The organism is Xanthomonas sacchari (genome assembly GCF_024266585.1).
Taxonomy (GTDB): Bacteria; Pseudomonadota; Gammaproteobacteria; order Xanthomonadales; family Xanthomonadaceae; genus Xanthomonas_A; species Xanthomonas_A sacchari_C.
The window spans coordinates 1309333-1330630 of sequence record NZ_CP100647.1 but is presented as its reverse complement, the minus strand read 5'-3'; the positions used below and the strand labels follow the sequence as shown (position 1 = coordinate 1330630).

Below are 21298 nucleotides of genomic sequence, written 5' to 3'. Positions count from 1 at the left end.
AATGATCCGCCGATCCCTCGTCCTGGCGCTGGCCGCCGCGCTGTTTCCGCTGGCCGCCAACGCCACGGACCTGCTGCAAGTCTACGAAATGGCCCGCAACAGCGACCCGCAGTTGGCCTCCGCGGAATCGACCCGGCTGTACGACAAGGAAGGCGAGGTGCAGGCGCGCGCCGCGCTGCTGCCGCAGATCAACGGCAGCGCCTCGCTGCAGCGCAGCCATAGCGAGGTCGAGCGCGGCGGCGGCGAACTGGCCGGCACCAGCAAGAGCCGCAGCTACGCCGTGCAGGGCCAGCAGACCCTGGTCAACTTCGCGCAGTTTTCCAACCTGCGCGCGCAGAAGGCGCGCAGCCTGGCCGCCGACTACACCCTGGATTCGGCCAACGACGACCTGATCGTGCGCACCTCGGCGGCCTACTTCAACGTGCTGGTGGCGATCGAGTCGCTGGTCGCCGCCGAGACCAACGAAGCCGCCGCCAAGAAGCAGTTCGACTACGCCGACAAGCGCCTGGAAGTGGGCCTGGCGCCGATCACCGACGTGCACGAAGCCCGCGCCGAGTACGACCAGGCCCGCGCCGACACGATCACCGCGCGCAACTCGCTGCAGGACCTGTACCAGGCGCTGACCGAGATCACCGGCCAGCCGGTGCGCGACCTGCGCGGCCTGCCGGAGGATTTCCGTCCGCAGCTGCCGGCCACCGGCGGCGACATCGACAGCCTGATCGCCTCGGCGCTGGACAAGAACCCGTCGCTGCGTTCCTACCAGTACCAGGTGCAGGCGGCCGAGGCCAGCGTGTCGGCGGCACGCGCCGGACACCTGCCGACGCTGAACCTGTCGGCCAGCGCCGGCCGCGACGCGAACTGGGGCGACAGCGTCTCCGGCAGCGGCAGCACCCCGCGCGCCGACAGCAACACCATCGGCCTGACCTTGAACATCCCGATCTTCGCCGGCGGCGCCACCCAGTCGGCCGTGCGCCAGGCCCTGGCGCAGCGCGACATCGCCCAGGACACCTACGAACAGCAGAAGCGCGCGCTCGACCGCAACACCCGCAACGCCTACCAGACGGTGGTGGCCGGGATCAGCGAGATCGAGGCGCGGCGCCTGGCGGTGGTCTCGGCGCAGGCCGCGTTCGACGCCTCGCAGGTCGGCCTGGAAGTGGGTACCCGCACCGTGCTGGACGTGGTGCAGAACCAGCGCACCCTGTACCAGGCGCAGCTGGCCTATGCGCAGGCGCGCTACAACTTCCTGCAGAACCGCCTGCTGCTGAGCCAGGCGCTCGGCTCGCTGGACGTGGCCGAGGTGCAGTCGATCAACGCGCTGCTGACCCAGAGCGCCGAATCCAAGCTCAACTCCGCCAACAGCACGCAGTAAGCGCACGCACACGCGCTTGCCACCAGAACGGCGGGCCTTCGGGTCCGCCGTTGTTGTTTTGGGTCAGGCTTCGCGGAAGCCCCCTGTGGGAGGGACTTCAGTCCCGACGCGCTGCGCGATGGATGAGAGGGACGGCGCTTGCCGTGCGTCGCGACTTGGACGGCACCTCGAGGAACGACGAATGTCATTCGTAGATCGGCTTCAGCCGCGACGAAGCGCTACCGATAACGCCTCGTCGCGGCTGAAGCCGCTCCTACACGTGTGCACATCGCACACCATGTGGCGTGCGGTGTCGGACCAAACCATATGACGCAGCGAACGCCATCCTCTGCAATGGCGCAGTGATCCGGAAGCTCCCCGTGGGAGGGACTTCAGTCCCGACGCGCTGCGCGATGGAATGGACGGAATGGGTGCACGGAGAGTGTCATGCGTCGCGACTGAAGTCGCTCCCACGCGGGGGCTTCTGCACGTCGGCAGGCGTCCCTCCAGGCGCGTAACTCTCGACGCGCCGGCGCGCTACTCCTCCACGCTCGCGCCATCCGCCAATGGCGGCAGATGCGGGGCGATCAGTTGCAAGGTCCGCTGCAGCGCGCCGCGGCCGTTCGCGACCAGGGCGCAGCCGGCCTCGGCCATGCGCTTGCGCGCCGCGGCGTCGGCCAACAGGGTCTGCAGCGCCGCGCACACGGCGCCGGCATCCTCGCAGATGGCCACCGCGCCGGCCTCGCGCATGCGCCGCGAGATTTCGGAGAAGTTGTGCAGGTGCGGGCCGGTGACCGACGGCGTGCCGACCGCGGCCGGCTCCAGCAGGTTGTGGCCGCCGATCGGCTGCAGGCTGCCGCCGACGAAGGCCACCTGCGCGCAGGCGTAGAACCCCATCAGCTCGCCCAGCGTATCGATCACGAACACCGCATCGTCGCTGTCGGGCCACTCCTGCTGGCGACGCGTGGCCACGCGCCAGCCCTGGTCGCGCGCCAGCGCCTCGACCTTGGCGAAGCGTTCCGGATGCCGCGGCGCCCACAACAGCAGCAGGTCCGGCCACTGACGGCGCAGTTGCCGGTGCATCTCGATCACCGCCGCTTCCTCGCCGTCGTGGGTGCTGGCGGCGATCCAGACCGGACGCGCCGCCGGCACGCGCGCGCGGAACGCGGCGACCACCTCCGGCAGATGCGCGGGCGCGGCGATGTCGAACTTCAGGTTGCCCAGCGCGCGCACCTGGTCGGCGCGCGCGCCCAGTGCGACGAAGCGCTCGGCATCCTCCTGCGACTGCGCCGCCACGCAGGTGACGGTGCGCAGCGCGCGCCCGATCAACGGCCGCAGCACCCGGTAGCCGCGCAGCGAGCGCGCCGACAGCCGCGCATTGAGCACGTACACCGGAATGCCGCGGTCGCGGCAGCCGAACAGCATGTTCGGCCACAACTCGGTCTCCAGGATCAGCGCCAGGCTGGGGCGGAAATGCTGCAGAAAGCGGCCGACGCTGCCGGGCACGTCGTAGGGCAGATACACATGGTCCAGGGCGTCGCCCCACAGCGCGCGCACCCGCTCCGAGCCGGTCGGGGTGATGGTGGTGATCACCCAGCGGATGTCCGGGCGCTGCGCGCGCAGCGCATTGACCACCGGCGCGGCGACGTTGACCTCGCCCACCGAGACCGCGTGCAGCCACACCCGCGGGCGGCCGCGCGCCTGCGAGTACGAGGCATAGCGCTCGTCCCAGCGCTGGAAGTACTGGCGCACGCGGAAGCCGCGCCAGACCAGGTGATAGACGGTGACCGGCAGCAGCAGATAGAGCACGGCCGAGTACAGGCCGCGCAGCAGCCGCTCGATGAAATCGTTGCGCATCCGGACAGCATAGCCGGTTGCACGCGGCCGGCGGCAGACGATCGCCAGGCACGCCACGGCGTGCGCGCCGACGCGGTCGTGCGCGTGCCCGGCTAAACTTGCGGCATGTCTTCTGCCCCCACTCCGCCCGCGTCCGCCACCCAGGCCGCACCGCCGCCCCGCTCGCCCCGCCACTGGCCCACCTGGCTGTTGCTCGGCCTGGCGGTGATCGCCGCACGCCTGCCCTGGCTGTTGCAGCGCGCACTGGGCCGCGGCATCGGCTGGCTGGCGCTGCGCCTGGCGCGCACCCGCCGCCACGCCGCCGAGGTGAACCTGGCGCTGTGCTTCCCGGAGCAGAGCCCGGCATGGCGCGCGCGCCTGCTGCGCGACAGCTTCGATGCGCTGGGCGTGGGCGTGTTCGAGTTCGCCCGCGCCTGGTGGGGCGGCATCGGCGCGATTCGCCGGCGGACCCGCATCGAGGGCCTGGAACACCTGCAGGCGCTGCAGGCGCAAGGCCGCGGCGTGCTGCTGGTGTCGGGCCACTTCATGACCCTGGAGATCTGCGGCCGCCTGCTGTGCCAGCACGTGCCGCTGGCCGGCATGTACCGGCGCCACCGCAATCCGGTGTTCGAATGGGCGGTCAAGCGCGGCCGCCTGCGCTACGCCAGCGCCATGTTCGCCAACGAGGACTTGCGCGGCAGCGTGCGCCACCTCAAGCGCGGCGGGTTCCTGTGGTACGCCCCGGACCAGGACATGCGCGGCAAGGACACGGTGTTCGTGCCGTTCTTCGGCATGCCCGCGGCCACCATCACCGCCACCCACCAGTTGGCGCGGCTGACCGGCTGCGCGGTGGTGCCGTACTTCCACCGCCGCGAAGGCGCCGACTACATCCTGCGCATCGCGCCGCCGCTGGAGGACTTCCCGTCGGAGGACATGGTCGCCGACACCGCGCGGGTCAACGCCGCCATCGAGGCGATGGTGCGCGAGGCGCCGGCGCAGTATCTGTGGATCCACCGCCGCTTCAAGCGCCAGCCCGGCGGCCGCAGCGACTTCTACGAGCGCGGCTGAGCGCTCAGACCGGCGCCGCGGCGTCGGCGCGCTCGCCCGGCTCGCTGTCGTTCGCCAGCAGGGCGCCGGCATACAGGCCGAGCAGCAGCATGGTCAGTCCGCCCCAGAACGACGAATAGAACGCCAGGTGGGTGTTGAACGGGAACACCGTGATCAGCAGCGCCTGCATCGCCGGCCGCGCGCGTTCGCGCGCCTGCGCCGACGCGTAGCGCCAGGCGCGCCACGCCTGCGCCGCCCCGGCCAGCCACAGCAGCAGGCCGATCACGCCGGTTTCGGCGAGCACCTCGAGCACGATCTGGTGGGCGTGGAAGGCCGGCTCGCGGCCCCACTCCCCGGCATGGGTCGGGTCCGGGTCGCAACTGATGTAGGCCTCGCGGAAGCCGCGCACGCCGACGCCGTTGATCGGATGCTGGCGGATCATGCACCAGGCCGCGGTCCAGATCTGCGCGCGCCCGGTCAGCGCCGCGTTGAGGTCGGCCGGATGCCCGCTGAGCGCGCGCGCGGTGCGTTCGAAGCGGTCGTGCACCTGCGGCGACACCACCCCCAGCCCCGCGGCCACCAGCAGCCCCACCAGGCCCAGCCCCAGCAGCTTGCGCGCACCAAGCAGGCGCCAGCCCGACAGCACCAGCAACACCGCGTAGGTCACCCATGAGGCGCGCGATCCCGCCAGCACCAGCACCACGCCCACCGCGCCGGCCGCGAACAGCCAGCCCCAGGCGCCGCCACGGCGCGCGGCCACCCACAGCAGGAACGGCGACACGCTGGCCAGCACCTGGCCGAACTTCAGGTTGCAGGGGCCGAACACGCCGCTCAGGCGATCGGCCAGGGCGATCTCCTGCGGCGTGCACAGGCCATGGTGGCTGATCGCCCACTTCAACTGGTCCATCGACCAGAACAGCGGGCTGGTGCCGCACAGCGCCTGCGCCAGCGCGTCCGCGGTCCAGAGCGCGGCGATCGCCGCCAGGCCGTTGAAGGTGATGCGACGCCCGCGCGGCGTCGCCACCGCCATCGCCACCAGCCACAGGAACGGCAGGAAGCGCAGGTCCACCGCCGATTCGCGCAGGGCCAGCGGCACGTCCACCGCGCCCAGCGCCGACAGCGGCTGCGGCAGCCAGTAGGCCAGGAACAGCAGCGTGGTCAGCGCCCAGGCCGGGCCGCTGAGCAGGCGCGCGCCGCCGCGGAAGCGGCTGTGCAGCAAGCGCGCCAGGGTGACCAGCGCGCCCAGCGCCAGCACCCCGGCGGCCAGGCCCGGCGCCGGCCACAGCGCGACGAACAGCAGCACCCAGACCGGCGCCCAGCGCTCGCGGACCTCGGGCGGGGCAGAAGCGGACAGGGAACCGTCAGGGGTGGAGTTCGTCATAGATCGCCAGGGTGCTGCGCTGCATCGCCTGCAGCGTATAGGGAAGCGTCGCCGGCGGCGCCGGCGGTTGCGCCAGCAGCGCGCGTGCGGCCGCCAGCAGGGCCACGGCATCGAAGGGCGCCACGGCGCCGGCCGGCTGCAGTTGCGCCAGCAGTTCGCCGACCCCGCCATGCGCCCAGCCCAGGACCGGCCGGCCGACCGCCAGCGCCTCGACCACGGTGCGGCCGAACGCCTCGGGCTTGCGCGAGAGCTGCAGCACCAGATCGCTGGCGGCGTAGGCCTCGGCGATGCGCGCGGTCGGCGGGGTGAACGCCACCGCGTCGGCCACGCCAAGCGCGGCCGCCTCGGTCTCCAGTTCGCGCACGTAGGCCTCGCGCCCGGCCTCGCGCGCGCCCGGCAGCCACAGCCGCGCGTCGTGGCCCTCGCCGCGCAGCGCCGCCAACAGGCGCAGCGCGTCGGCGTGGCCCTTCAGGCGGGTGCCGCGCCCGGGCAGCAACAGCAGCGGCCCACTCCCGGCCAGCGCCGGCGCCTGGCCGGCAGCCCAGGCCCGCGCCGCCGGATCGGGCCAGGCACGGCGCGGGAACTGCGCCGGATCGATGCCGCGCGGCACCACCCGCAGGCGCGCCGGATCGGTCTGCGGATAGTGCTGCAGCACGTAGGCGCGCACCGTGTCGGACACGCAGATCACCCGCTCGCCGCGGGTCATCACCGCGCTGTAGCGGCTGGGCGAATTGAGCCCGTGCACGGTGGTCACCAGGCGCGGCCGCTGGCCAGCCGGCATGCCCTGCAGGGCGCGCCAACCCAACCAGGCCGGCAGCCGCGAGCGTGCGTGCACGATGTCGGCGCGCTCGCGCGCGAACAGGCGCCGCAGCGCCGGCACGTGGCGCAGGGTCAGCAAGGATTTGCGGCCGATGTCCAGGGCGATGTGCTCGGCACCGGTGGCGGCCAGCGCCGGCAACAGCCGGCCGCCGGCCGAGACCACCACGGCGCGATGCCCGGCGTCGACCAGGGCCTGAGCGATTTCCAGCGTGGAGCGCTCGACGCCGCCGGACTCCAGCGCCGGCAGCAGCTGCACCACGGTCAGGCGGTGCATCGAACCCGGATCAGTCGACCAGCACGAAGACCGCGCCGCAGTACGGGCACTTGGCTTCGAGGCCGGGCTCGTCCTCGATCGGCAGGTAGACCCGCGGATGCGAGTTCCACAGCGCCATCTCCGGCGTCGGGCAGCTCAGCGGCAGGTCGGCGCGGCGCACCTCGTAGCGCGTCTGGGCATTGGCGGGCGCGGTGGCGGTATGGCTCATGGCGGTGGGGACACGGCGAAGGGGACAGGCGATTCTAGCAGCCTGTCCCGGTGCCGGACGCAGTCCCGGCGGCCGCCGCGACGCGCTTCTTTCACACGGCGTTCTTATCCGCTTGATGCAGGGCGAACGCAACACTATGCTGGTGTCACGCGGTGCCAACATGCCGCTTTGAGGTGTCTCGTGGATATAGGTGTGCGTTTGATGCAGGCGCGGCGAAATGCCGGTTTCACACTGCGCGAGCTTGCCGCCTTGCTGGGCGTGGCGCATAGCACTCTCGGTCACTGGGAGAACAACCGTTCGGTTCCCAATGCCCGGCATTTGCTGAAGATCGCCGAACTTACTGGCGTCGATGCCTATGTGCTGCTGACCGGCAAGCCGTCCAAGCTGAACCAGAACGATAGCGACAGCCTGCCGTTGCCGGTGGGCAAGCGCATGGCCTGAACGCGGCGCGGCGCCGCGGGCGCCGTCCTCGTGCCTGGCCTCTCCTCGCGCGGCCTCCGTGCCGGCCGCGCGCGGCATGATGCAAGTGGCACTGCGACACATGCTGTCGCCCGCGCATGAAAGCGTTTTCAGTCACCCCTTTCGCTTTGCCTCCCTGGCCGACCGACCCGGCACGGCCCGGACGCGCGCATAGCGCCGACCATGCCTCTGGCGCCCTGCCGCCCACGCTCCGATCCCGTTGTGCGCGCCGCCGCGGGCGTTTCCGCGCAAGAAATCCCCTGTGATGTGCATGCCTGCCGGCGCTTCGTGCGTCGTCGCACGCGCCATGCTGCCGCCGCGGCGGCGGCAGCGCACATGCACATCGACGCTGGGCGCCATCTGCGCTGCTGCCGGTGCGCGCAGATGCATGCCGGCGCCGCCGTGTGCGGCGCCGACGCGGCGGCTTACTTCTCCGCTTCGCGCTGCTTGCGGATCTGCGCATCGACCGCGGCGATCGCGGTCATGTTCATCACCCGGCGCGAGGTGGCGCTGGTGGTCAGGATGTGCACCGGCTTGGAGATGCCCATCAGGATCGGGCCGATCGCCACGCCGTCGGTGAACACGCGCACCAGGTTGTAGGCGATGTTGGCCGCTTCCAGGTTCGGCAGCACGAACAGGTTGGCGCGGCCCTTCAGCGTGCTGTTGGGCATGATCTGCTTGCGCAGCGCCTCGTCCCACGCGGTGTCGCCCTGCATCTCGCCATCGATGTTGAGCTCGGGCTTGCGCTTGAGCAGCGCCTCGCGCACCTGGCGCATCTTCAGCGCATCGCGCGAATCGTGGCTGCCGAAATTGGAGTGCGACAGCAGCGCGATGTTCGGCTCGATGCCGAACAGCTTCAGGCGATAGGCGGCCTGCAGCGTGGCTTCGACGATCTGCTCCACGCTCGGATCCTCCTGCACGTGGGTGTCGACGAAGAAGAACGCGCCCTGCTGGTTGATCACGCCGGTCATCGCCGAGGTCGAACTGACCCGCGACTCCAGCGGGATCACGCTGCGCGCATAGCCGAGCTTCTTGTGGAAGCGCCCGACCACGCCGGTGAGCAGCGCATCGGCTTCACCACGCGCGACCATCACCGCCGCGATCAGCGTGGGCCGCGAGCGCATCAGCTCCTTGGCGGCGGTGACGGTGACGCCGCGGCGCTCGGTGAGCGCGTGGTAGTACTGCCAGTAGTCGTTGAAGCGCGGGTCGTCGTGGATGTTGGTGATCTCGAAATCCACGCCGGCGGTGATGCGCAGGCCCAGGCGCTGGATGCGCGCCTCGATCACGTCGGGGCGGCCGATCAGGATCGGGAACGCCAGGCCTTCGTCGATCACGCTCTGCACCGCGCGCAGCACCACCTCTTCTTCGCCCTCGGCGTAGACCACGCGCTGCTTGTCGGCGCGGGCGCGGTCGTACACCGGCTTCATCATCAGGCTGGTGCGGTAGACGAACTGGCTGAGCTTGTCGCGGTAGGCCTCCATGTCGGCGATCGGCCGCGTGGCCACGCCCGAGTCCATCGCCGCCTGCGCCACCGCCGAGGACAGTTCGACCAGCAGGCGCGGATCCAGCGGCCGCGGGATCAGGTAGTCGGGGCCGAAACTCGGCGTCTCGCCGCCGTAGGCCGCGCCCAGGTCCGAGGCTTCGCGCCGCGCCATCGCCGCGATCGCCTTGACGCAGGCGACCTTCATCTCCTCGTTGATGCCGGTGGCGCCGACGTCGATGGCGCCGCGGAACAGGTACGGGAAGCACAGCACGTTGTTGATCTGGTTCGGATAGTCCGAACGGCCGGTGCCGATGATCGCGTCCGGGCGCACCGCCTTGGCCGCCTCCGGGGTGATCTCGGGATTGGGATTGGCCAGGGCGAAGATCACCGGCTGCGGCGCCATCGTCGCCACCATCTCCGGCTTGAGGATGCCCGCGGCCGACAGGCCCAGGAAGATGTCCGCGCCCTCGACGATCTCGGCCAGGGTGCGCTTGTCGGTGTCGCGGGCGTAGCGCGCCTTGTCCGGGTCCAGATCGGTGCGGCCGGTGTGGATCACGCCGTCGCGGTCCAGGGCCAGGATGTTCTCCGGCTTCAGGCCCAGCGACACCAGCATGTTGACGCAGGAGATGCCGGCCGCGCCCATGCCGGTGGTGGCCAGCTTGACCTCTTCGATCTTCTTGCCGGTGACCACCAGCGCGTTGAGCACGGCCGCGCCGACGATGATCGCGGTGCCGTGCTGGTCGTCGTGGAACACCGGGATGTTCATGCGCTCGCGCAGCTTGCGCTCGACGATGAAGCACTCCGGCGCCTTGATGTCTTCCAGGTTGATGCCGCCGAAGGTCGGCTCCAGGCTGGCGATGATGTCGACCAGCTTGTCCGGATCGTTCTCGTTGATCTCGATGTCGAACACGTCGATGCCGGCGAACTTCTGGAACAGCACGCCCTTGCCTTCCATCACCGGCTTGGACGCCAGCGGGCCGATGTTGCCCAGGCCCAGCACCGCGGTGCCGTTGCTGATCACCGCCACCAGGTTGCCGCGCGCGGTCAGTTCGCTGGCCTGTTTCGGGTCGGCGACGATGGCCTCGCAGGCGAAGGCCACGCCCGGCGAATAGGCCAGGGAGAGGTCGCGCTGGGTCAGCATCGGCTTGGTCGCGGAGACCTTGATCTTGCCCGGCGGCTGCTGGCGGTGGTAATCGAGAGCGGCCTGTTTGAAATCGTCGTTTGACATCGAGGGCTTCTTTTGTCGAAAGGCGCGGAGGCCCGGAATTCTACCCCCAGGCGCAGGTGCGGTCCTGTCTGGCGGCTGTCGCCACGTCCTTGTACGCCGGGAAAAACGCGATGCGCCGGCACTGCCGGCGCATCGCAAGGGGTAACGGATCAGCGGATCGCGGAGGGTTCCGTGGCCACCACCGGCAGCGGGCTTTCGCCGCCATCGAGCGTCAGGCGCAGGCGATCGCGATCCAGCGCGTTCTCCCAGCGCGAGACCACCACGGTGGCCACCGCGTTGCCGATGAAGTTGGTCAACGAGCGGCATTCGCTCATGAAGCGGTCCACGCCCAGGATCAACGCCATGCCGGCCACCGGCACTTCCGGCACCACTGCCAGCGTCGCCGCCAGGGTGATGAAGCCGGCGCCGGTCACCCCGGCCGCGCCCTTGGAGCTGAGCATCGCCACCAGCAGCAGCGCGATCTGGTGGCCGAGGGTGAGTTCGGTGTTGGTGGCCTGGGCGATGAACAGCGCCGCCAGGGTCATGTAGATGTTGGTGCCGTCGAGGTTGAACGAATAACCGGTGGGCACCACCAGGCCGACCACCGACTTGCTGCAGCCGGCACGCTCCATCTTCTCCATCAGCGACGGCAGCGCCGATTCGGACGACGACGTGCCCAGCACCAGCAGCAGCTCCGCCTTGAGGTAGCGGATCAGCTTGAGGATGGAGAAACCGCACAGACGCGACACCGCGCCCAGGATCACCAGCACGAACAACAGCGAGGTCAGGTAAAACGATCCCACCAGCCAGGCCAGGTTGACCAGCGACTCCACGCCGTACTTGCCGATGGTGAAGGCGATGGCGCCGAACGCGCCTATCGGCGCGGCCTTCATCAGGATGTGCACCAGCTTGAACACCGGCGCCACCAGCGATTCCAGCAGGTTCAGCACCGGCTTGCCGCGCTCGCCGACCATCGCCAGCGACACCCCGAACAGCACCGCCACGAACAGCACCTGCAGGATGTTGTCGCCGACGAACGGGCTGAGCAGCGTCTTCGGGATGATGTCCATCAGGAAGCCGACCAGGGTCAGCTCGTGCGACTTCTCCACGTAGCTGTGCACCGCGCTCTGGTCCAGGTCGGCGGCATTGATGTTCATGCCGGCGCCGGGCTGCACCACGTGCGCGACGATCATGCCGACGACCAGCGCCAGGGTGGAGAAGAACAGGAAGTACACCATCGCCTTGACGAACACCCGGCCCACCGTCTTCAGGTGGGTCATGCCGGCGATGCCGGTGACGATGGTCAGGAAGATCACCGGTGCGATGATCATCTTCACCAGCTTGATGAAGGCGTCGCCCAGCGGCTTGAGCTTCTCGGCGAACGCCGGCTCGAAGTGGCCGAGCACCGCGCCGATGACGATGGCGACGACCACCTGGAAGTACAACTGCCGGTAGAACGGCAAGTGCCGCGGCGCGTGGCCGACCGGGGACGTTGGGATATGCATGGAGAGCTCCGGAACGGTCCGCCCACCCGACGCGGGTCGCGGAATGCTGCCTTTGTACGCGTCGCCGGCGTCTAAGCAGATAACCTATTGGTACTAGGCCCGGTGCCTGGCCGTGTCGACGCGGTTACAGTGTCGCGGTACGCTCACGGACGGGCTGTCACACAGCGCAGCGCGCGTTCTCAGGGGAGACGGCGCTGCAAGAACTGCAACATCGCCGTAAAGAAACGCCGGGCGCGTCCGCTATCGCCTGCGGGGGTATCCGTCCGGCGCCGTGTCCGCACCGCGGCGGCATCGCCGTTCGCGTGGCGGCCCGCCGCCGCACTGCCCGCACCACCGCATCACCTGCGCGGCCGGGGACCGCCGCGCCTTCTTTCCTTATCGAGACGACTCCATCATGCGCCACACCCTTCTCTTCGCTGCGCTCGGCCTGACCGCCGCCGCTCCCGCCGTCGCCGCCAACGGCTTCGACAACTGGCCGACCAAGGTCGCCTTCAACGACGGCACCGAACTGGCCGTGACCGGCAACTACGCCTACGACTGGAACAACTTCTCCAACGACGACGGCCGCCTGGAGGACGACAACGCGTTCCGGCGCAAGGAGTTCGGCGCCACGCTGAAGAAGAAGGGCGTGTACGACGCGATGGTGTACTTCGACTTCCAGTCCAAGCTGTGGCTGGACGTGTTCTTCCGCTTCGAGACCAAGGCGCTGTTCGGCGCCGACTACGGCAAGGTGCGCCTGGGCTACATCAAGGTGCCGGTGGGCCTGGAAGGCGTGACCAGCTCGCGCGCGGACAGCTTCCTGGAAGTGGCGCTGCCGGTGCAGGCGATCTACCAGGGCCGCCGCACCGGCGTGGAGTGGACCTTCGAGCGTCCGCAGTACCTGCTGCAGGCCGGCGCCTACGGCGGCAAGGACCTGCAGGGCGACAACCCCGGCACCACCCAGGCGGTGCGCGGCGTGTGGACCCCGTTCAAGGCCGACGGCGACGTGCTGCACCTGGGCCTGGCGTACTCGCAGGAGAATCCGCGCGGCTACCACAACGGCCTGGACGTCAGCTTCAGCCCGCGCGCGCGCTTCCGCGCGCGTCCGGAAGCCGGCCTGACCGACGTGCGCCTGATCGATTCGGGCACGCTGGTCGACGTCGATCAGGTGCGCCGCACCGGCCTGGAAGCGATCTGGATCAAGGGCCCGTTCTCGATGCAGGGCGAGGCGCTGCGCGCCGACGTGACCCGCGACAACGGCCGCCCCGACTACACCGCCGACGGCCAGTACGTGTTCGCCAGCTACGTGCTGACCGGCGAATCGCGGCCGTACAGCGCCGGCAACGTCGGCAACATCAAGCCGGCCAACGCCTACGGTGCGGTCGAGCTGTTGGCGCGCTACAGCCGCCTGGACCTGGACGACGGCACGGTGCTCGGCGGCCGCCAGCACGACTGGACCTTCGGCGCCAACTGGTACCTGACCAGCCACTTCAAGTTCCAGGTCAACTACGTGCGTGCCGATGCCGAGCGCGCCGGCGTGCACACCAAGCCGAACTCGCTGGACGTGCGCGCCCAGGTCCAGTTCTGAGCCAGCGCCCCCCGGCCGATCCGACACGATCGGCCGGGGGGCGTGCCGCGGCGCCTCGAACCGCGGCGACATCCGGCGACGGCGCCGACAGACAGCGCACGCCCTGACCTTGCCGCCCGCGGCGCGTCCGCGGGTCGGCACCGGCGACGCGCCGCGGCGCGATCGCCGCCCGAGTCCGCCACAGGCCGCTTCCTGCCGTGTAGCGGTCAGCGACACCGGCCAGCGACGCCGCCTGCCGCAAACGGCAGCGCACCCTCTAAGCTGATGCGGCCCCGCCCGCCGCGTTCTTCCGCATGCCCTCGCTCCTGCGCCATCGCCGTCTCGTCCTGCTGCTGACCGTCATCGTCGGCGGCATGGCGCTGGCGATGCTGTCGGCGCAGCGCATCGCCGAACAGCGCGCGCTGCGCGCCGAGAGCGTGCAGTTGCGCCAGCAACTGGAGCTGTACGCGCAGACCCTGCAGCAGCGTATCGACCGCTACCGCACCCTGCCGCAGGTGCTGGCGCTGGATCCGGAACTGCGCGACGCCCTGACCCACCCGTTGGACCCGGCCACGCAGCGGCAGCTGAACCTGAAGCTGGAACGCGCCAACGACGTCACCCGCTCCTCGACCCTGACCCTGATCGACGCCAACGGCGTGGCCCTGGCCGCCAGCAACTGGCGCCTGGCCAGCAGCAACGTCGGCGCCGACTACAGCTTCCGCCCGTACGTGAAGCAGGCCTTGGCGCAGGGCAAGGGCCGTTTCTACGGCATCGGCATGACCACCGGCGTGCCCGGCTACTTCCTTTCGCAGGCGATCCTCGACGCGCGCGGACGCGCGCTCGGGCTGGTCGTGATCAAGATCGAACTGGCCGCGCTGGAGCACGAATGGCTGCGCGTGCCCGACGTGGTGCTGGTCAGCGACCGCCATGGCGTGGTGTTCCTGTCCAGCCGCGACGTCTGGCGCTACCGGCAACTGCAGCCGCTCAGCGCGCACGAGCGCGACGAACTGCTGGCCACCCGCCAGTACGCGCAGCAGACGTTGCTGCCGGCGCAACGGCGGGTGCTGGAGACGCTGGACAACGGTAGCCAGGTGATGCGCATCGACATGCCCGCACAGCCGGCGCCGCTGCTGTGGCAGAGCATGGCGTTGCCGGAAGGCGGCTGGCGCCTGCACCTGCTGCACGATATCGGCGGCAGCCGCGCCGCCGGCCGTGGCGCCGCGCTGGCCGCGGCCGGCATCTGGCTGGCGCTGTCGTTCCTGGGCCTGCTGTTCCAGCAGCGCCAGCGCCTGGCGCGGCTGCGCCAGCGCAGCCGGCGCGAACTGGAGTCGCTGCTGCAGCAGCACGCGCAGGAATTGCGCACCGCGCAGGACGGCATCGTGCAGGCCGCGCAACAGGCCGACACCGGCCTCAGCCGCAGCCTGGAGCACCTGCCGCAGGGCGTGGTGATCATCGACGCGCAGTTGCGCCTGGTGGCGTGGAATTCGCGCTACCTGGAGATCTTCCGCTTCCCCCCGGAGTTGATTCGGGTCGGCCGCCCGATCGAGGACGTGTTCCGCTACAACGCGCGCCGCGGCCTGCTCGGCCCCGGCCCGGTGGAGGCGGCGATCCAGCGCCGCCTGGACCACCTGCGCAGCGGCCGCCCGCACATGCGCGAGAGCGAGAAGGACGACGGCACGGTGCTGGAAATCCGCGGCAATCCGCTGCCCGACGGCGGCTTCGTCACCAGCTACGCGGACATCACCAGCTACAAGAACGCCGCGCGCGAACTGCGCTCGCTGGCCGACGCGCTGGAGCATCGCGTCGCCGAACGCACCCGCGACCTGGCCGAGGCCAAGCGCGAGGCCGAGAACGCCAACCGCTACAAGACCCGCTTCGTGGCCTCGGCGGTACACGATCTGCTGCAGCCGCTCAACGCCGCGCGCATGTTCGTCTCGGCGCTGCGCGGCAAACTGCACGAGGCCGATGCGCGGCAGATCGCCGACCACGTCGACAACGCGCTGGCGGCGCAGGACGCGATCCTCAACAGCCTGCTGGACATCTCGCGGCTGGAGGCCGGCACGCTGAAGACGCAGGTGCAGGACCTGGCGCTGGACCCGCTGCTGCAGACCCTGGCGCGCGAGTTCGGCATCGTCGCCGAGGGCCGCGGCCTGCGCCTGGACTACGTGCCGACCCGCGCCACCATCCGCAGCGACGCGACCCTGCTGCGGCGCATCCTGCAGAACTTTCTGTCCAACGCGGTGCGCTACACCCCGCGCGGGCGCGTGCTGCTGGGCTGCCGGCGCGACGGCACGCAGCTGCGCATCGAGGTCCACGACCAGGGGCCGGGCATCCCCGACGCCCTGCAACAGGAGATCTTCGAGGAGTTCCGCCGGCTCGGCGACGGCGTGGCCAACGACCGCGGCGCCGGCCTTGGCCTGGCGATCGTGGAGCGCATCGGCCGCCTGCTCGGCCATCGCATCGGCCTGCGCTCGCAGCTGGGCCGCGGCAGCGTGTTCTCGGTGCGCGTGCCGCTGGGCGATGCCGCTGCCGCGCAACGCCAGGCGCCGGCGGCGATGGCCAGCGACAACGGCGACGACCCGATCCTGCATGGCTGCCGGGTCTGGTGCATCGACGACGACCCGCGGGTCTGCGAGGCCAGCCGCACCCTGCTCACGCGCTGGGCCTGCCAGGTGGAACTGGCGGCCGGCCCGGAACAGGCGCTGGCCGCGGCGCAACCGGCGCAGGCGCCGGAACTGGTGCTGCTGGACGTGCGCATGGGCGACTGCGACGGCCCGACCCTGTTCGCGCAGCTGTGCGCACGCTGGCAGGCCGAGCCGCGGGCGATTCTGATCACCGCCGAAGCCGATCCGGCGCTGCGCACGCTGGCGCAGGAACGCGGCTGGGGTTTCCTGGCCAAACCGGTACGGCCCCCGGCCCTGCGCGCGTTGATGACGCAGATGCTGCTGCGCCGCGGGTGAGGCGTGTGCTTGTGGATTGGATCTCTGGCCACCGTACCCTCATCCGCCCCTGCGGGGCACCTTCTCCCGGCGGGAGAAGGAAAAGCCGCGCCTTAGCCCCTCTCCCCCCGGGAGAGGGGTTGGGGTGAGGGTCCGGAGCGCGCAGCGCCACGCAAGACCTCATCCGCAGTTGGCGCGCCAACCCCGCCGCTGCCAAGGTCGCGAAGGATCCCTGGCCGCCGTACCCTCCTCCGCCCCTGCGGGGCACCTTCTCCCGAGGGGAGAAGGGAACAGCCGCGCCTTAGCCCCTCTCCCCCCGGGAGAGGGGTTGGGGTGAGGGTCGGGGCGCGCAGCGCCACGCAAGACCTCATCCGCGGTCGGCGCGCCAAGCCCGCCGCTGCCCAGGCCGCGAAGGATCCCTGGCCGCCCTACCCTCATCCGCCCCTGCGGGGCACCTTCTCCCGGGGGGAGAAGGGAACAGCCGCGCTCTAGCCCCTCTCCCCCCGGGAGAGGGGTTGGGGTGAGGGTCGGGGCGCGCAGCGCCACGCAAGACCTCATCCGCGGTCGGCGCGCCAAGCCAGCCGCTGCCCAGGTCGCGAAGGATCCCTGGCCGCCCTACCCTCATCCGCCCCTGCGGGGCACCTTCTCCCGGCGGGAGAAGGGAGCAGCCGCGCTTCCATAGCCCCTCTCTCGCAGGGAGAAGCGGGCCGGCGTCACCACTCGCGTGGGGCGATCAGTGCTTCGACGTCGGCGTCGGCGAAGCCGTAGGCCTTGGCGATGTGCAGGAAATCCATGCCGATGTTCTCGCGCGCGGCGGTCTCGATCTCGCTGTCGTGGGCCTCGAACTCCAGCGCCAGCTTGTTGAATTCCTCGGTGGCTGCATGGGTCAGCCGGTACAGCGCCGGCAGGTCCGCCGGTTCCTGCGCCTCGATCGCCTCGCACAACCGCAGCAGGATCTTCTGCCCCTTGCCGACCAGCGACCGGGGAAAGTAGTCGTCGTCCAGCATCTCCTGCAGGAACGGATAGTGGGCGGTCTGCTCGTTGCGGATGGTCGTGGTGGGCATGGTCCGGTGGTCTCCGCCCGCAGGGGGCGCGGGCATCGGCGCATAGCATCGCGTATCCGGGCGCCGCGGAAAACGCCCCCCGCCCGCGCGCCGGTTCAGGCCTCGCCTTCCGGCTCCAGCGCCTTCACCAGCACCGCGGCCTGGGTGCGGCTGTGGCATTCGAGCTTCTTCAGGATCGCGGTCACGTGGACCTTGACGGTGTTCTCGGCCAGGCCCAGTTCGTAGGCGATCTGCTTGTTGAGCAGGCCGTCGGCCAGGCACAGCAGCACCCGGAACTGCTGCGGGGTCAGTTGCGCCAGGCGCGCGGCCAGTTGCGCGTCGGCCTCCGAGCGCGCCGCGGTCAGCGGCGGGAACCAGGTGCCCCCGTCGAGCACCGCCGCCACCGCGATGCCGATGGTCTCGGCCGGCGAGGACTTGGGAATGAAACCGGCCGCGCCGAACTGTTGCGCGCGGCGGATCACCCGCGGGTGGTCGTTGGAGGAAATCACCACCACCGGCACGTCCGGGCGCTCGCCACGCACGTGCAGCAGGGCCGAGAAGCCGCGCGCGCCGGGCATGGCCAGGTCCAGCAGGATCAGGTCGGCATCGGCCTGCGCGGCCAGCGCGGCGTCCAGGGTGGCGGCGCTGGCCGCCTCCACCACCAGGGCGCGCGGCAAGGCCTGGCGCAAGGCGTGCAGCACGGCGGCACGGAACAGCGGGTGGTCGTCGGCGACCAGGATCGTCGGGGCATCCATGGGCGAGAAAGCGGCTGGCACGAGGCCGCGAGGCCTCGTCGGGTGGGCGCGGACAGCGCGCAGGCCCCGCAGTGTACGTGCGGGGCCGGGCGATGCCGAGCATGCGGGATGCCAGCGGGCGGCGGCGTAGCCGCCGGCTGGCCACGCTCGACGCAGCGCATGCCTGCCCGGGGACGCGCCACGTCGCAGGACGTTCCGCACCGGACGCATACTGCGCGCGCTGCGCAGCCGGCAGCAAAGCCACCGCCCGCCACACATTCAAGGCTGGACCCACCATGGCCGATAACACGGCGTGATCGTCTCGCTCTCCAACCTGCTGGGCCGCCTGCCACTGGCCGCGTCCTGCCTCACCCTGTGCGTCGCGCTGGCCCTGGCCCCGGCCGCGTCCGCGGCCGTGACGGTCGACGACGACGACCTGCCCAGCAGCCTGGAGCACTTCGGCCTGGACGAGGGCTTGTCGCAACTGTCGGTCAACGCCCTGCAGAGCGACGACCAGGGCTTCCTGTGGGTGGGCACGCAAGAAGGCCTGAACCGCTTCGACGGGCATCTGTTCCGTAGCTACCGGCGCGAGCTCGGCGGCGACAGCCCGCAGAGCCTGCTCAGCAGCAGCATCGACAGCATCGGCTTCGAGCCGCGCGGCAACCGCCTGTGGCTGGGCACCAACGACGCCGGCCTGGAAGTGATCGAGCTGGCGACCTGGCAACACCACCGCCTCGGCGCGCAGCAGGGCCTGTCGCACAACCGCATCACCCAGATCCTGATCGATCCGCAGGGCGGCGCCTGGCTGGGCACCGAACGCGGCGTGGACCGGGTCGCGGCCGACCTGCGACAGGCGCGGGCGCTGGGCGGCGATGCACCGGTGGTAGGCCTGACCTGGATGCCGGACGGCACGCAGCCGGTGGCGCTGGACCGGCAATGCCGGCTGTGGCGGCTGAGCCGCGACGCGCGCGAGGAACTGCCGGCGCCGCGCGGCATCGACGAATGCGTAGGGCTGCAGTCCGGGCCGGAAGGGCTGTGGCTGGCCTCGGCGCGCGGCGGCCTGTTCCAGCTCGATGCGCACGGCGCGGTGCTGGCGCACTGGACGCCGGCGCAGCTACTCACCGGCGGCAGCGACCTCAGCGCGCTGATCCGGCTGCACGATGGCCGCGTGCTGGTCGGCACCACCAATGCCACGGTGACGCAACTGGACAGCGCGCGCCATGTGCCGCAGCGGCTGAGCTTCGACATGCCGCCGAACAGCGCCATCATCCGCTTCTACCAGGCGCCCGACGGCACCTGGTGGATCGGCACCTACACCGCCGGGCTGTACCGGGTGCGCCCGTTGTCGGCGGTGATCCGCAACGACGAGGAGCGCGTCGGCGACACCCACGACTGGCCCAGCAGCAGCGTGCGCAGCATCTGGCGCGACGGCGAGCGCATGCTGATCGGCACCGATCAGGGCCTGTTGCTGCGCGACGGCAGCCGTGCCGCCTGGCGCCTGGTGCCCGGACTGAGCAGCCAGGCGATCCGCAGCATCGCCGCCGACCGCGATGGCTGGTGGCTGGGCACGCGCCAGGGCCTGTGGCGCCTGGACCGGAACGGCGCGCTACGGCGCCTGAGCGGGCTGGCCGACGAGCACGTCAACGATCTGCTGCTGGAAGGCGACACGCTGTGGGTGGCCACCCGCCGCGGCCTGACCCGCGTGGTCGGCGGACGCGTGCGCAACGATCCGCGCTGGGCGCCACTGAACGGACACACCCTGACCCGGGTCTACCGCGACAGCGACGACACGCTGTGGATCGGCTGCAACGACTGCGGCCTGTGGCGCATGCGCAGCGGCCGCCCCGCCGAGCCGTACCGCCCGCGCGGCCACGCCCTGTACGCCTCGGTGTGGTCGCTGTACGCACACGACGGCGTGCTGTGGGTCGGCACCTTCTCCGGCGGGCTGTACCGCATCGACCTCAAGCACGACGTGGCGCTGCGCTACAGCGACCGCGAGGGGCTCAGCAGCAACGTCATCTACACCATCCTGCCGGATCCGCAGGGGCGGCTGTGGCTGAGCACCAACAATGGCCTGAGCGTGTTCGATCCACGCACCCGCATCGTGCAGAGCCTGGGCCGCCGCGACGGCCTGCAGAACCAGGAGTACAACAGCGGCCGCGGCTACCGCGACGCGCACGGGCTGCTGTATTTCGGCGGCACCCAGGGCGTGGATGTGATCGACCCCACGCGCCTGCCGCTGCGTAGCCCGCAGGCGCGCGCGGTACTCACCGACCTGCGCATCCTCAATGCCGGCGAGGACCGCGACGGCAGCGAGAACCAGACCGAGAGCGACGTGGTCTACGCGCAGCGCATCGCCCTGGACCATCGCGACAACGTGTTCACCATCGGCATGACCGCGATCGACTTCGCCGCCCCGGGCACCGCGCGCCTGCGCTACCGCGTCGAGGGACTGCAGAAGGGCTGGGTGTACCCGCAGACCGCGCACAGCGACTTCTCGGTCAGCCACCTGCCGCCGGACCGCTACACCCTGGTGGTGGAAGCGGCCGGCCGCGACGGCCAGTTCGGCGCTGCGCGACGGCTGCAGATCGAGGTGCCGCCACCGCCCTGGCGGCATCCGCTGGCCTACGCCGGCTACGTGGTGCTGGGCCTGGCGCTGCTCGGCCTGGCGCTGCACCGGGTGCGGCGCACGGTCAACCGCGAGCGCGACATGGTGGAACTGCTGAACCTGACCGTGGCCGAGCGCACCCGCCAGCTCGAGCGCGCCAACCAGCAGTTGCTGCAGAGCAATGCGCGGCTGCAGGCGGCCACGCGCCTGGATCCGCTGACCCAGGTCGCCAACCGCCGCGAACTGCAGGACTGGCTGGCGCGCGAGTGCCCGGCCCTGCTGGCCGCGCTGGACGAGGGCCGCAGCGCCGATGCGCTGTACTTCTTCATGATCGACGTGGACAACTTCAAGCGCATCAACGACGACTACGGCCACCAGGCCGGCGACGCGGCGCTGGTGCACTGCGCCGCGCGCCTGCGCCGGCTGTGCGGCGAGCGCGACCTGCTGGTGCGCTGGGGCGGCGAGGAGTTCCTGCTGGTCACCCGCCTGCCGCACGAGGACGCCGCCAGCGCCCTGGCCGAAGGCCTGCGCGCGGCGGTGGCGACGCAGCGCTTCGCCCAGGCCGAGCGCGACCTGACGCTGACCTGCTCGATCGGTTTCGCGCCATGGCCGTTCGTGGCCGCGTGGCCGGCGCTGGGCGACTGGGAACAGAGCGTGGGTTTGGCCGACCGCTGTCTCTACGCCGCCAAGGGCGCCGGCAAGGACACCTGGGTCGGACTGGCGCCGGGCGCGGCCCCGGACCGGCCGCGCCTGCACGCGCTGCTGGCCGGCGGCGCGCCGGAGGCGCTGGGCGACAGCGTGCGCGTGCTGTGTTCGCCCGGGCGCCAGCCGCGCTTCGCGCGCTGAGCGCCGCCAGCGCGG

At 71.0% G+C, this 21298-nt stretch carries 14 protein-coding genes; 6 read left to right on the top strand and 8 right to left on the bottom strand.

The genetic code is table 11. The annotated features are described in order from the left end of the window. Window position 1 precedes the first annotated feature (1 nt). A complete protein-coding gene (locus NKJ47_RS05405; protein ID WP_254460491.1) occupies window positions 2-1369 on the top strand; it encodes a TolC family outer membrane protein in 1368 nt (455 codons plus the stop codon). A 516-nt stretch (window positions 1370-1885) separates the two neighbouring features. On the opposite strand, the gene waaA is transcribed toward NKJ47_RS05405, so the two are convergent. Then, the gene (waaA, locus tag NKJ47_RS05400) at window positions 1886-3205 is read right to left on the bottom strand and encodes a lipid IV(A) 3-deoxy-D-manno-octulosonic acid transferase (RefSeq protein ID WP_254460490.1); all 1320 of its coding nucleotides are present in this window, start codon (window positions 3203-3205) and stop codon (window positions 1886-1888) included. A 105-nt stretch (window positions 3206-3310) separates the two neighbouring features. Here waaA and NKJ47_RS05395 point away from each other — a divergent pair, with 105 nt between their 5' ends. Further along, window positions 3311-4252 carry an LpxL/LpxP family Kdo(2)-lipid IV(A) lauroyl/palmitoleoyl acyltransferase gene (locus NKJ47_RS05395; protein ID WP_254460489.1) on the top strand — a complete coding sequence of 314 codons (942 nt, stop codon included), beginning with the start codon at window positions 3311-3313 and terminating at the stop codon, window positions 4250-4252. Between the two features lie 4 nt (window positions 4253-4256). On the opposite strand, the gene NKJ47_RS05390 is transcribed toward NKJ47_RS05395, so the two are convergent. The 3 genes from NKJ47_RS05390 to NKJ47_RS05380 are packed head-to-tail and all read right to left on the bottom strand — an operon-like array spanning window position 4257 to window position 6913. Beyond that, window positions 4257-5612, bottom strand: a complete 1356-nt coding sequence (locus NKJ47_RS05390) for an O-antigen ligase family protein (protein WP_254460488.1) — start codon at window positions 5610-5612, stop codon at window positions 4257-4259. After that, on the bottom strand, window positions 5593-6705 hold the full coding sequence (locus NKJ47_RS05385; protein WP_254460487.1) for a glycosyltransferase: 1113 nt from the start codon (window positions 6703-6705) through the stop codon (window positions 5593-5595). The genes NKJ47_RS05390 and NKJ47_RS05385 overlap by 20 nt, the downstream gene beginning before the upstream one ends. A 10-nt stretch (window positions 6706-6715) precedes the next feature. Then, window positions 6716-6913: a zinc-finger domain-containing protein gene (locus tag NKJ47_RS05380; RefSeq protein ID WP_010344507.1), complete on the bottom strand. Its 198-nt coding sequence runs from the start codon at window positions 6911-6913 to the stop codon at window positions 6716-6718. Window positions 6914-7105: 192 nt separating this feature from the next. Here NKJ47_RS05380 and NKJ47_RS05375 point away from each other — a divergent pair, with 192 nt between their 5' ends. Further along, complete coding sequence (locus tag NKJ47_RS05375; protein ID WP_307548789.1) at window positions 7106-7354, top strand: helix-turn-helix domain-containing protein; 249 nt, start codon at window positions 7106-7108, stop codon at window positions 7352-7354. A gap of 443 nt (window positions 7355-7797) precedes the next feature. Here NKJ47_RS05375 and NKJ47_RS05370 read toward each other — a convergent pair whose 3' ends face one another. Together NKJ47_RS05370 and NKJ47_RS05365 are read right to left on the bottom strand one after the other, a co-directional pair. After that, on the bottom strand, window positions 7798-10083 hold the full coding sequence (locus NKJ47_RS05370) for an NADP-dependent malic enzyme (RefSeq protein ID WP_254460486.1): 2286 nt from the start codon (window positions 10081-10083) through the stop codon (window positions 7798-7800). 149 nt (window positions 10084-10232) lie between these two features. Beyond that, window positions 10233-11567 carry a dicarboxylate/amino acid:cation symporter gene (locus NKJ47_RS05365; protein WP_254460485.1) on the bottom strand — a complete coding sequence of 445 codons (1335 nt, stop codon included), beginning with the start codon at window positions 11565-11567 and terminating at the stop codon, window positions 10233-10235. Between the two features lie 394 nt (window positions 11568-11961). On the opposite strand from NKJ47_RS05365, the gene NKJ47_RS05360 reads away from it, so the two are divergent. Beyond that, window positions 11962-13134, top strand: a complete 1173-nt coding sequence (locus tag NKJ47_RS05360) for an OprO/OprP family phosphate-selective porin (RefSeq protein ID WP_254460484.1) — start codon at window positions 11962-11964, stop codon at window positions 13132-13134. A 293-nt stretch (window positions 13135-13427) separates the two neighbouring features. After that, on the top strand, window positions 13428-16073 hold the full coding sequence (locus NKJ47_RS05355) for a hybrid sensor histidine kinase/response regulator (protein WP_254460483.1): 2646 nt from the start codon (window positions 13428-13430) through the stop codon (window positions 16071-16073). Between the two features lie 692 nt (window positions 16074-16765). Here NKJ47_RS05355 and NKJ47_RS05350 read toward each other — a convergent pair. Beyond that, on the bottom strand, window positions 16766-17116 hold the full coding sequence (locus NKJ47_RS05350; protein WP_254460482.1) for a DUF5713 family protein: 351 nt from the start codon (window positions 17114-17116) through the stop codon (window positions 16766-16768). 95 nt (window positions 17117-17211) lie between these two features. Then, window positions 17212-17850 (bottom strand): LuxR C-terminal-related transcriptional regulator, encoded by a 639-nt coding sequence (locus NKJ47_RS05345; RefSeq protein ID WP_048490880.1) that lies wholly within the window; start codon window positions 17848-17850, stop codon window positions 17212-17214. A 292-nt stretch (window positions 17851-18142) separates the two neighbouring features. Here NKJ47_RS05345 and NKJ47_RS05340 point away from each other — a divergent pair, with 292 nt between their 5' ends. Then, window positions 18143-21283 (top strand): ligand-binding sensor domain-containing diguanylate cyclase, encoded by a 3141-nt coding sequence (locus NKJ47_RS05340; RefSeq protein ID WP_254460481.1) that lies wholly within the window; start codon window positions 18143-18145, stop codon window positions 21281-21283. Window positions 21284-21298 lie beyond the last annotated feature (15 nt).